This window comes from Gleimia hominis (assembly GCF_002871945.2).
GTDB lineage: Bacteria > Actinomycetota > Actinomycetes > Actinomycetales > Actinomycetaceae > Gleimia > Gleimia hominis_A.
Genome location: NZ_CP126963.1, coordinates 520336 through 533048, shown reverse-complemented (window position 1 = coordinate 533048; position 12713 = coordinate 520336). Strand labels below are relative to the sequence as shown.

The window sequence follows — 12713 nt, the reverse complement described above, 5'->3', positions numbered from 1 at the left end:
TTAATTTACCCGCTTAGAGGCCTCGGCTGTGTCCAGGCACGCCGGTTCAGTGGGGTCAAAGTCGAGGAATGCCATGAGGTCGTCCAGCGAAGGAATGTGCATTGAGTACTCGTGCGAGATCATTACGGCGCCCGCTGCGTTCGCAATGAGTACCGCGGCGCCCACGTCGTGTCCCACTGCGAGCGCCCCGCACATGGCCCCTACGTGGATGTCCCCAACCCCGGATGTGTCCGCAACGGGTACGTGAAAAGCGGGGACCACTACGCGTGAAGCGGCGTCGCCGTTGCGGTGGTATTCACACCCGATGGACCCCATGCGCCGCACCACAACGGTGTTGGGCCGCATCCGCTCGGCGACGGCCTGCCACCCGATTTCGCCTGGTTCCAGCAGTCCCGGGAGGATCCGGGCTTCGCGCAAGTTCAAACTAAGGTAGTCCGCCCGGTGCAGGAGCATGGGCCACACTTCGGGATCGATCTGGTCGAGCATGGGCGAGGGACACAGCACAACCGTGATGCTTTCGTCGAGGTTCGCGGCCCACCGGGCGATTTGTTTGGCGGCTTGGGAGTTAGTCATGGTGAGGCCGTGTACCAGCACCACGTCGCCGGGTTGCACTTCCACCTGGTGGAACATCGCTAAGGGCGGGTCGGATTCCACGCCTACCGACAACACGGTGGTGGTGTACCCGCCTTCTTCCACCAGTTGCATAGCAACCCCGATGTCACCGATCATTTCTTCAGTCAGGATTTCGATGCTGCGCTGACGCAGAACGCGGCGCGCCACGAACGAGTTCGGCCCGGATCCGAGTACGGACAGTGCGGCGGCATGGACCCCGAGTTCACCGGCCGCGGCGAGTCCTAAAAACCCCCCGCCGGGAGCTGCCAACATGGAGCTAGCGAGCAGAATCTCGCCGCGCTCGGGAAGTTTTGGAATTGATGTGGGCAGGTTCAGATGAATCGGCTGGGTAGAAATAAATCGCGACACGTGTGCTCCTGTTCCCTACTCCTATTCAAGGTCCCTATGAACTATATCTTTACGCCCCATGCTCGGTTTAACAAGTCCCCCGTTTTGCGTTCCACACGTGAGTTTATTTCTGCCGGCAAAGATAGTTCTTGAGGTTATTTTGGTTTCACGAACGGGAAAGTTAGGAGCGGGCGGATATTCACTCCTGTGAGCATCATGCACAAGCGGTCTACGCCCAGGCCTAAACCTCCGGTCGGGACAAGTCCGAGCTCCAGGTCAGACAGGAATGCTTCGTCGATACTCATCGCTTCCGGATCCCCCGCAGCTGCCGCGAGCGACTGCATTGTGAACCGTTCCCGTTGATCCCGCGGGTCCGTCAGTTCCGTGTACGCCGTTCCAATCTCCATGCCGAACGCCACGAGATCCCACCGCTGCGCTAACGCCGGGTTGTGCGTATCTTTCCGGGTCAGCGGTGAGGTTTCAGCTGGGAAATCACAGTAGAACGTGGGGTGGACCGTGTGTGCCTCCACCAAGTCGTCGTACAGTGCCCCAATGAGGTTCGCGTGGTCACGCACCGGGGGCAGCTCAACCTCATGCTGTTTCGCCAGTTCCACGAGGGTTTCCACGCTCGTATCCGTCTCGATCCGCTGCCCCACTGCTTGCGAAACTGCGTCGTACACGCGCACCACGGGCCAGGGTTTAGACAGGTCGAACTCGTGCAGTTCGTGTCCCTCAAACGTAGCTGCGGTCTGCTCCCCCACTCCCGGGGTGTCGGCCGGCCGGTGCGCCACCGGTTTTCCGAACATTTCCGTTGCCATTGCTTTAATCAGTTGCTCCGTGAGCGTGCGCATCGTCGTGTAGTCCCCGCCCGCCCGGTAGGCCTCAAGCGACGTGAACTCCGGATTGTGAGTCGCATCCGCGCCCTCATTACGAAATGACCGGCCCATTTCATAGATGGCCCCCATCCCCGCTACCGCAAGCCGTTTCAAATACAGTTCGGGCGCGATCCGCATAAACACATCCGCGTCATACGCGTTGATGTGCGTCACAAACGGGCGGGCGTTCGCCCCACCTTGCACCGGGTGCAGCATGGGGGTTTCCACTTCGCAATACCCCTGCTCGGCCATGAACTCGCGGATGCGTTTCACCGCTTTAGAACGCAGTTGCAACAGGTAGACCGCATCCGGATTAGCCAGCAGGTAGCGCACCCGCTCGCGCCCGCGCTGACTGGGGTCAATCACATCCCCCACGTGAGGTACCGGCCGAATCGCTTTCGCCGCCATCGCCCACTTGCGCACGCTCACTGAAAGCTCTCCGGTGCGGGTGCGCATCGCGTAGCCCTCCACGCGGATCACGTCCCCGCGCTGCACGCCCAATAACAGGTCGAAGTATTTGGCTTTCGAACGTTCAAAAACCGCTTGGATCTGCACGCGCTCTTGTTCGAGCACCACAAACACGATGCCCCCGTGGTCGCGGATGTACCGCACTCGCCCACCCGCCTGCGTTTCAACGTCAGAAATCGTGTCCACTTTCAGCACTCGCGCCTGCTCCACAGCAGTTACCGATGAGGGAACCGGCAAACTCGGTGGGTACGGGTCCATGCCGCGCTCTTCCAGCCACTGGGCTTTTGCAGCGCGGACACACTGCACCTCAGGCTGGGAAGGAACCACATCCGCAACACTCGTCGCTTCAATCTCGTGCACCGCGTCCAAGTATTCGCGTGTTGGAGTCCACTCGACGACGCGTTTGCGCCCCAGGTGCGGCACGAAGCCTTCCAGCATGCCGGCGGCCAAACCCACCCGGGAGCCTTCCGCAATACCGGGTAAACACATGTAGCGCGGCACCCATTCGGGAGCGTAGCGGGCATTCGACTCGTACAGGCTTTCTAACTGCCAGAATCGCGACGCCAACCGCATAATCGAATACAGAGCCCGGTCAAACGCCCGCGCGTCCACAGCTTCGCCCTGGACGAAGAACTTTCTGAACATCGCGAAGTTCAACGACACCTGGGTGATGCCCGCATCCGCGCATTCGCGCAGCAAGTGCACCACCATGGCCTCCATCACCCCGTTCGTGGCCCCCGGGTAGCGGCGCATGTGCGACAGCGACAAGCCGTGGTGGCCAAATGGAACAAACGACAGCACCGCCTCGATCATCCCATCTGGCCGGGTTGCCCAAACCAGTCGGCTACTGGGGTCTTCCGGGCTCACCACCCGGTCTAGCGCCATCGTGAAGCCGCGTTCATCGCCCACCCGGTACTGCTGTACGGCGCGGGCGATCTTTTCTTTCAACTCAGGGGAAATGTCGCTCTGCGGGGCCGAGTGAATCTGCACGCCCGCGCGCTGCACGCGGCGCACCGCCTGCTGCAACGGTTTAGAACTCGGTTTAGACAGCGAGAAGTCACGGGTGTGAATCACCGCCTCATCGCCCATCAGGCGCACAAGAAAACCCGCTTCGCGAAATGCTTTCGCGCCCTCTTCTGACACGGACATGGCGGCTGGCACCCACCCGTAGTGCGCGCACAATGACATCCACCGCGTAATCGCATCCGCCCATGACGACCGCGCCCCAATCGGGTCCCCACCCACAATCGACACGCCCAGTGCCACCGCGTAAGAAACCACCGCTTCCCCATCCGCTGACTCCACAATCGAACGGTCTGCGCGCGTTGCGAAGTACCCCAGGGAGTCACTGCCGTAGCGGGCCAGCAGGTCGCGGACCTTCAAATCGTCCGCCATTGTGCGCCCCGGCATGCGCCGGCCCCTCAGGAACACAAATAGGGCAGCAACAATCGTGATCGCCATAATTGTGGAGATCACAACCCGGATCCAAAGGGGACCGCCAACAGAGGGCTCGCCCGTAAGAAGTCGCGTTAGATATCGCCCCATCGCGGTGCCGATAATCCAGTGTTTCGAACTCCCCTCCGATTCGGGCCGCCCCGCGAGCGTCCACAGGATTGACCCCGTGGCGATCGCGGTTAAGAATCCAACCGCCAACACTACTAGCGCTGCAATGATTGAACCGGGCATGATCCGCCCCGGGAAAGCGCGGCGAATGCACAGCAGCCACGCGGTGATCACGGTAGAACACAAGACTTTCAAAATCACGAACACCACGAGCTCGCTCGGCAGTTCAAACAGGGCGTTCGCATCCAAGTTCTCAACCGTGTTACTGGCCAGCAAATGCGGGGCCACCGCAATCAGTATCGCCATCGCGATCCCCAGCAAGCTCACCAGTTGGATGCCCAGAAGCACCCACCAACCCACCCGTTTACGCGTGGAGACAAGGTAGGCAAGTACCGCAAGCCCCACCGTCACATGCAACCCGGACACGCTCGGAAGCCCAAGTAGGAACAGGGCTAGCGTCACCCAGTTGAACGGAACCGTGTCAAACGCACCGGTTAGCAGCAGGGCCGACCACAGCGCTGCAAAATACAGTACTGTGGCAATCCACTGCGGCACCCGCACCGCTTTGCCACGCAAAAAAGCATTGTCTATAGGGCTCAGTTGTCGTTTCGACACAGTCCACCTATCCGTTGGCCCCCGTGGGGGTGATGGTCAGTACGGGTAGATTTTACCGTCTATTCTTCTACCACCACGACCGGCACGATCATGGGGCGGCGGCGCAGTTTCCGCGCTGCCCAGCGGCCCATAACGCGGCGCATCGCCTGTTGACACGAGTACGCGGTGGCGCCTTTTTTAGCCACAGCAGCTGCGAGCGCGTCCTCTAGATCCGGTTGGATTTGTTCGTACACTTGTGGGGATTCGGCAAGCCCTACTGCGCGCACGGTGGGACCAGACATGATGCGTTCCATTTCGAGGTCCACAACCGCGTAGATCGCGATGAACCCTTCGGATCCGAGGACAAGCCGGTCTTGGAGTTCTTCTTCTGAGATCTCCCCGATGCTGTCTCCGTCCACGTAAACGTATTCACAAGGTTGCAGCCCGGCAATTTGCGCGCGCCCATTAGCAAGGTCTACTGCGACCCCGTCTTGCGCGAGGATTATGCCGCGCGGGTCAACCCCAGTTTTTTCAGCCAATTCCCCATTCGCCACCAGGTGCCGCACTTCCCCATGGATGGGCATAACGTTCTGAGGTTGCACGATGTTGTAGCAGTAGAGTAGTTCCCCGGCCGCCGCGTGTCCGGACACGTGTACTTTTGCGTTCGCCTGATGTACCACCTGCGCTCCAAGTCGCATAAGGCCGTTGATGACGCGGTAGACGGAGTTCTCATTACCGGGAATCAGCGAGGAAGCGAAAATCACAGTATCCCCTTCCCCCACTTCCACGGTGCGATGTTCCCCGTTCGCAATCCGAGCGAGCGCCGCCATCGGCTCACCTTGCGACCCCGTTGCCATGTACAACCGTTCGTTCGCGGGTAGTTGCGCCGCCTCGCGCTGCGACACGAGAACGTCCTGTGGGATTTCCAAGTACCCCAGTTCCTGTGCAATCCGCATATTGCGTTCCATCGACCGGCCAATGAGAGCAACTTTGCGTCCTGATAGTTGCGCGGCCGCGAACACTTGTTGCACGCGGTGCACGTGAGAAGCGAATGAGGCTACCACGATTTGCCCCGTCGACGCTGCGACAACGCGGTTTAACACGGGGCCGATTTCACGCTCAGGCGTGACGAAACCGGGGACTTCTGCGTTCGTGGAGTCCACCATGAACAGGTCCACGCCTTCTTCCCCGAACCGGGCGAATGCCCGCAGGTCCGTCAGGCGCCCATCTAACGGCAACTGGTCCATCTTGAAGTCACCGGTGATCAGCACGTTCCCCGCGCGGGTGCGGATCATGCCCGCCAGCGCATCCGGGATGGAGTGGGTTACGGCAACGACCTCAAACGAGAACTCCCCCAGGTCTACCTTCTGCCCGTCCTCAACCACGTTTAGGTTCGGGTTGGCGATCCGGTGCTCATCCAGTTTTGGTTTCACGAACGCCAACGTGAGTTCGGATCCGTAAATCGGAATGTCGGGCCGCAGTTTCAGCAGGTAGGGAACCGCTCCGATGTGGTCTTCGTGACCGTGTGTGAGGAGCATCCCCACGACGTCGTCTAACCTGTCTTCGATCGCAGTGAAGTCCGGCAAAATCAGGTCCACGCCGGGTTGCTGCTCTTCGGGAAAGAGTACGCCGCAGTCGACAATTAGTAGTTTTGAGTTAATTTCGAACACCGTCATGTTCCGCCCGATTTCCCCCAGGCCTCCCAGCGGGGTGATTCGCAACGTGTCGGGTTTTAACGGGCCGGGTTCGGGTAACTCAGAAAGTAAAGACATCATATTTACGATTGTGCCATGTTCGAGGCGTTTACGGAGTCTCGCGTTTATTTTCAACTTTTTTCTCGAGGCCAGCCCACCACAGGTGCTGCCCCACTTTTTCCACTCCGATCTGGAGGGTGCGTTTCCCACCGGAGGGGCCGAAACCGCACGATTCCAAAAACTCGGTGCGCGGCTCATCGTCGGCCACCACCCACATGCTCACGTGCGTTGCCCCGTCTTCTTGCGCCAGGTCGGTTACCGCCGCCATGAGGCGCTCAGCGTGTCCCTCATCCAACCGCTCAGCCGCGACCTCAAACGCAATAATTTCCTCACCTTGGCCGCCCTTAACGGTTTCGCCTGAGGCCACGGCAGCGAACCCCACGGCCTCTCCCTCATGCGTGGCAACCAAGATGCGTTGGCCCGGCTGGGAAGTAGCGCGAATCGACTGTTCCCACACCTGCGTCATCGCACGCACATCGAACATTTCGGGCTTCGCCGCCACCTGCTCCAATCCCCGCTGCAGGGAACGGGCCATCCCCTGAGCTTGCAGCTGCGCCATGAACGCACCATCACCCGGTTGTGCAGCGCGCACCCCCCGGTCGGGTCGCGCGCCAAGTTTTACATTAACTTCGTTTCCCATAACTATGCTCGCCACCCATCTACCTAAACCGTCACTGCGGTGGCAGGACCCGGGAGCGGCACCACGGCTGCTCTAACAGGTACTGCGCTAACTCACTCACCTGCCCGGGCTGCACCTCTTGCAGACGGCGCAACACGCGGTCTACCGGGCGGAACCGGCCGTGCACCAACTCGGCGCGACCAAGGCGCACCATGCGGGCAGAAGAATCCTCCAGCCCCAGCGCCAACGCACCGCGCAGCTGCCCTTGCACGCGCACCATCTCTTCTTCCGTTGGCCCAGCCGCCGCTAAGTCCTCAAGCTGCGACCGCATCAAATCCTCAACCGCTTCCACGTTCCCGGGCGCGCACCCCGCGTACAAGCCAAACAGGCCCGCGTCCACGTAGGAAGAGTCGAATGCGTAAGTGGAATACGCCAACCCGCGTTTCTCCCGCACCTCCTGGAACAGGCGCGAAGACATGGAACCACCCAAAATCGCCAGTAACACGGACATGACGGAACGGCGGTCGTCATTACACGCCAGGCCGCGGCCACCAACAATCACGTGCGCCTGCTCCCCCTCCTTGCGGCGCACCAGCTCGCGTGCCTGGTAATCAATGTGCGTGTCCACGCCCGTGGGCCGGGTCGGTACGCGCTGCGGATCGGTGGACCATCCCCCGTCCTGCAGCGCCGCGTTCACCAGCGCACACAACTGGTCGTGTTCAACCGCGCCGGCCGCTACAAACACGATGCGTTCCGACGTGTACCGCTCCTGGTAGTACTGCCACACGTCCTGCCGCGACGCCGCATTCACACTTTCCACCGTGCCCCCGATGGGCCGACCCAATGGGCTAGCGCCGAACACTGCACGCGCAAAATTCTCATGCACCACGGATCCGCCATCGTCGTTACCCATCGCGATCTCGTCGTGAATAACTGTGCGTTCGCGTTCAAACTCTTCCGGGTCAATCACTGACGACGTCACCATGTCGCCCAGTACGGACACTGCCATCGGTAAATCCTCTTGCAGTACCCGCGCCCAATAGTAAGTGAACTCTTTTGTGGTGCCCGCGTTCGACTCGCCCCCAACCGCGTCGAAAGCATTCGCGATCTGCTGGGCTGAACGCGACCGCGTGCCCTTAAACAATAAGTGTTCCAAAAAATGTGTGGCGCCTGCGTACTGTTCCGGCTCATGCCGCGAGCCAACCGGGCACCACGCGGATAAAGACACGGAACGTTGCGCCGGGATCATCTGCGTCAACACCGTTGCCCCACCGGGCAGTACGCTGCGCCTTATTTGGGTTTCGTCGTCCATCACCGTCATTGTCGCCAACGAGTCCGTGGACGCCACTAAGGGGAGTTCAATAAAATCTTCTGACATCACGGTTAGTCTACATTGCCGCAGAAAAAACAACACAACAGGCGGGTGTGGACTGTGCCCACACCCGCCTGTGCTCAGCTATTCGTCACCTGATCGCGACTGCGCACCGGGTTACCCAGCGCGCTGGACCAGCACTTGCTGGATCACGAATCAGGAGTCAACTCCCTGCGTGCAGGGGACGCTGATTACTCGTCGTCCGAGTCGTTGTTGTCCTCCCCGCGGCGGCGCGACCGGGTGCGCTGGCGGCGCGGCCGGTCCGAGTTGCGGCGGCGACGGGGTTTATCCCCATGGCCTTCCGAATCGTGGTTCTCTTTCTGCTGCGCTTCCTGCGCCAGTGCTTCCTCGTCCAACACCGCGTGCAACGAGAGTTTACCGCGCTGGTCGATTTCAGCGATTTCCACCTCGATCTGCTGCCCAACCTGCAGCACGTCATCAACGGAGTCGATGCGCTTGCCACCCACGAGGCGGCGCACCTGACTGATGTGCAAAAGCCCATCTTTGCCGGGGGTGAGCGAGACGAACGCGCCGAACGACGTGGTTTTCACAACCGTTCCAACAAAACGCTCCCCAACCTCAGGAAGCTGCGGGTTCGCAATCGAGTTCACGAGGTCGCGCGCGGCTTCTGCCGCCTCACCAGTTTCCGCTCCGATGTACACGGTACCGTCATCCTCAATCGTGAGGTCCGCGCCCGTGTCCTCCTGAATCTGGTTGATCATCTTACCTTTGGGCCCAATGACCTCCCCGATCTTATCCACCGGCACCTGCACCGTGATGATCCGCGGGGCAAATGGAGACATTTCGTCTGGCGTGTCAATCGCCTGGTTCATGAGGCGCAAGATTTTCAGCCGGGCGTCGCGAGCCTGCGCGAGCGCGGACTTCAGCACGTCGGAGTCGATCCCGTCTAGTTTCGTATCCAGCTGCAACGCGGTGATGAAGTCTTTAGTGCCGGCGACTTTGAAGTCCATGTCGCCGAACCCATCTTCGATCCCCAGAATGTCAGTTAGAGTCACGGACTTCTTCTGCCCGTCTACCTCACCGGTAATCAGGCCCATCGCAATCCCCGCAACCGGAGCTTTCAACGGCACCCCGGCTTGCAGCAGTGACAGCGTGGACGCGCACACCGAACCCATCGACGTGGACCCGTTCGACCCCAGTGCTTCCGACACTTGCCGGATGGCGTACGGGAACTCTTCGCGCGACGGCAAAACCGGGACGAGAGCGCGTTCAGCTAACGCGCCGTGTCCGATTTCGCGGCGCTTGGGGCTACCTACGCGGCCCGTTTCGCCCGTGGAGTAAGGCGGGAAGTTGTAGTGGTGAATGTAGCGTTTCGAAGTTATCGGAGACAGGGAATCCACCTGCTGCTCCATCCGCAGCATATTCAGCGTCGTCACCCCGAGAATCTGCGTTTCCCCACGCTGGAACAAGGCGGAACCATGAACGCGGGGCAGCATCTCCACTTCCGCCGTAATGGTGCGCAGTTCCTTCGGCTCGCGCCCGTCAATACGCTTACCTTCGCGCAGCACCCGGTCGCGCATCAAAGTTTTCTCCAACGACCGGAACGCAGCCTTAAGGTCCTTTTCTTGCTCCTCAAAATCCTCCGCGAGGTCTTCGAGCAGCTTCTGCTCAATCTCTTCGATCCGCGCTTCCCGCTCGAGCTTACCCGCAATCGTGAGGGCTTCCTTCAAATCCGCCCTCACGTGCTGTTCCACAGCCGCGTACTGTTCGTCCGTGTAGTCGAGGAACAGTTCAAACTCCACGGTTTCCTTCGACGCGGTCTTCGCGACCTCCAGCTGGGCTTCACACAGCTGGCGGATAACCGGCTTCGCGGCTTCCAACCCGTCGGCCACCACGTCCTCAGTGGGGCGCGTGCCACCGCGTTCCATCACATTGATCATGTCGTCGCCACCACCGGCTTCAACCATCATGATCGCCACGTCGCCATCCACAATCCGGCCGGCTACCACAATGTTGAACGTGGACCGTTCGAGCTCACTGTAGCGAGGGAAGGCAACCCACTGGCCATCAATCAGCGCCAAGCGCGTGCCCCCGATCGGGCCGGAGAACGGTAGGCCCGCGATCTGCGTAGACATCGACGCCGCGTTAATCGCCACCACGTCGTACGCATCGTCGGGGTTCACCGCCATCACGGTTTCCACAACCTGCACTTCGTTCCGCAGGCCCTTCACGAACGCGGGGCGCAGCGGACGGTCAATCAAGCGGCAAGCCAGAATCGCATCCGTACCTGGCCGCCCCTCACGCCGGAAAAAAGAACCCGGAATCTTCCCGGCCGCGTAAGCCCGCTCTTCCACATCCACAGTGAGGGGGAAGAAGTCGAACTGATCGCGCGGATGCTTACCCACCGCGGTAGCTGACAAAATCGCGGTCTCGTCATCCAGGTACACCATCGCAGACCCAGCTGCCTGGCGGGCTAACAAACCCGTTTCAAAACGGATCACGCGCTTACCGAACTTACCGTTATCAATCACGGTTTCAGCGGCCGTGAGATCCTTACCTTCCATCATCAGAAGATTTCTCCTTTACTGATTAATCTCTCCCGGTGAATCGGCCGTCGATGGAAGCCCTCGGATGACTCGCTTTCCGAAAGCCACAACCGAAGACCGCTTAACACCCGGGCTTACATGTCACTTACCTACGGTATCGCTACCGTACCTGTCCTATTAAAATCTAGGCGTTCCAAGTCAAAACGCCAAAGCGGCCCGGCTCAAGTGAGCCGGACCGGTTAAAACTAGCGACGCAGACCCAGTCGCGAAATCAGCGAGCGGTAACGCTCAATGTCGATGCTCGCCAAGTACCCGAGCAGCCGGCGGCGTTTACCTACCAGCAGCATCAGACCCCGGCGCGAATGGTGATCGTGCGTGTGAGTCTTGAAGTGCTCAGTCAGATCCTTAATACGGCGGGTCAGCAGCGCGACCTGCACCTCCGGGGAGCCCGTGTCGCCCTCGTGGGTTGCGTATTCTTTAACGATTTGTTCTTTTACCTCTTTGCTGAGAGCCATCGTCTCCCTTTCCTCATGTTCGTTGCACGGAGCTGCGGAGCCTTTTCTTCCGCGCATACAATCCGTGGCCGATCTAACGGCCCTACCAGCTTACCAGGCAAACTCCCGCTCCCAACAGTTCCGCAACGTGATCCGCCCCGCATCTGCCCGGGGTGTCACGCTCAAAACCTATCGTGCGGTCACTGCTTCTGGATCCACCCGCCCCGAAACGGTTACACCCAAGATGGACGCGACCTTCCGGATGTCGTCATCCATTGTGCTCAGCAGCTCATCGACCGAACGGAACGTGAGCATCGGGCGGATCCTGGCGACGAACGAGACAGCCACTTCCTCACCGTAAATATTTAAATCGTGCCGGCCCAGCACGTGAGCTTCCACTGTGTGTTTATCGCCTTCGAACTGCGGGTTCATCCCCACCGAAATGGCAGCTGGTAAAAACACATGCGCGGGCGCATCCTTAACTCGCATCGAAAGCCACCCGGCGTACACCCCATCGGCGGGCACAACCCCCTCGATACTGGCAGACAGGTTAGCCGTGGGGAAGCCAATTTTTCGCCCCCGCTTAAAACCGTGCTCCACAATTCCGCGGATACGATGCGGCCGCCCCAACACGCGTGCCGCACCAGCCACATCACCTTCAGCTAAAAGCTCACGAATCCACGTGGAAGACCACCGCCGTCCCTCAGCAGATTCCAAATCGGTAACTGCTTTAACGGCAAACCCAAGCTCACTACCCAAGGTACGCAACGTGTCTAAATCACCTGCGTTATCGGCCCCAAACAGGACGTCTTCACCCACGACCACTTCCTGCGCCCCCAGGCAATCCACCAGCACCCGCTGGGCAAACTCGCGCGGTGACATAGAATACAAACTCTTGTCATACGTGAGCACGAGCGTGTGTGTAATCCCCTGCCCCGCCAGGGCATCCAAACGATCTTGCAAAGTAGTTATGAGCTGCAAGTTGCGTTCCGGATGGTGCACCTGCACCGGGTGCGGGTAGAAAGTGACCACAACCGGCGGTAACTCCCGGGCTTTCGCGCGTTCAATACACGCATTCAACACCTTCTGGTGCCCCACATGAACCCCATCGAAGTTCCCGATCGTCACCACACAGCGCAGATCTGCAGGCACTTCGCCGAGGCTGCGCCACACGCTCATCACCATGGCGAACTAGCCTTCGTGCTGGTGGCCGCAACCGCAACCGCTGTGGGCTTGCTGCGCGTCCTGCGCCTTTTGTGCGTGCCCGTGGCCGTGGCCGCAGCCGCAGCCGCCGTGTCCATGTCCGTGGCCGCAGCCGCAGCCACCGTGGCCCTGGTTTGCACCCTGTTCGTGACCGTGGCCGCCGTGGCGACCGCACGCACAACCTTCGCCCGGGTTCCTACCGGGCGCGTGTTTGTCGCGCAACCCGAGTTCTGGACGTCCATTAGCTAAGTTATCCATATTCCCCTCCTTGCTCACCGGGATACCACCCTACCGGGGGTAACCC

9 protein-coding genes are annotated in these 12713 nt (G+C 60.2%); 1 reads left to right on the top strand and 8 read right to left on the bottom strand.

Going from position 1 to position 12713, the window contains the following annotated elements; genetic code table 11:
• The 8 genes from CJ187_RS02440 to CJ187_RS02405 all read right to left on the bottom strand — a co-directional run bounded on the left by CJ187_RS02440 (position 1) and on the right by CJ187_RS02405 (position 12385).
• The gene (locus CJ187_RS02440; protein WP_102215910.1) at positions 1-981 is read right to left on the bottom strand and encodes a PfkB family carbohydrate kinase; all 981 of its coding nucleotides are present in this window, start codon (positions 979-981) and stop codon (positions 1-3) included.
• Positions 982-1115: 134 nt separating this feature from the next.
• Positions 1116-4481, bottom strand: coding sequence for a bifunctional lysylphosphatidylglycerol synthetase/lysine--tRNA ligase LysX (lysX, locus tag CJ187_RS02435; RefSeq protein WP_102215911.1), 3366 nt, complete (start codon positions 4479-4481; stop codon positions 1116-1118).
• Between the two features lie 59 nt (positions 4482-4540).
• Positions 4541-6235 carry a ribonuclease J gene (locus CJ187_RS02430; RefSeq protein ID WP_102215912.1) on the bottom strand — a complete coding sequence of 565 codons (1695 nt, stop codon included), beginning with the start codon at positions 6233-6235 and terminating at the stop codon, positions 4541-4543.
• A 28-nt stretch (positions 6236-6263) separates the two neighbouring features.
• A complete protein-coding gene (locus CJ187_RS02425; protein WP_146003048.1) occupies positions 6264-6869 on the bottom strand; it encodes a GNAT family N-acetyltransferase in 606 nt (201 codons plus the stop codon).
• Between the two features lie 16 nt (positions 6870-6885).
• Positions 6886-8211 (bottom strand): M16 family metallopeptidase, encoded by a 1326-nt coding sequence (locus CJ187_RS02420; protein ID WP_102215914.1) that lies wholly within the window; start codon positions 8209-8211, stop codon positions 6886-6888.
• A gap of 185 nt (positions 8212-8396) precedes the next feature.
• Positions 8397-10733, bottom strand: a complete 2337-nt coding sequence (locus CJ187_RS02415; RefSeq protein WP_102215915.1) for a polyribonucleotide nucleotidyltransferase — start codon at positions 10731-10733, stop codon at positions 8397-8399.
• Positions 10734-10957: 224 nt separating this feature from the next.
• A complete protein-coding gene (gene rpsO, locus CJ187_RS02410) occupies positions 10958-11227 on the bottom strand; it encodes a 30S ribosomal protein S15 (RefSeq protein WP_102215916.1) in 270 nt (89 codons plus the stop codon).
• A gap of 168 nt (positions 11228-11395) precedes the next feature.
• Positions 11396-12385, bottom strand: a complete 990-nt coding sequence (locus CJ187_RS02405; RefSeq protein ID WP_102216546.1) for a bifunctional riboflavin kinase/FAD synthetase — start codon at positions 12383-12385, stop codon at positions 11396-11398.
• On the opposite strand from CJ187_RS02405, the gene CJ187_RS02400 reads away from it, so the two are divergent.
• Positions 12305-12658 carry a hypothetical protein gene (locus tag CJ187_RS02400; protein ID WP_199171089.1) on the top strand — a complete coding sequence of 118 codons (354 nt, stop codon included), beginning with the start codon at positions 12305-12307 and terminating at the stop codon, positions 12656-12658. The two genes, CJ187_RS02405 and CJ187_RS02400, sit on opposite strands and share 81 nt — an antisense overlap.
• Positions 12659-12713: the final 55 nt, after the last annotated feature.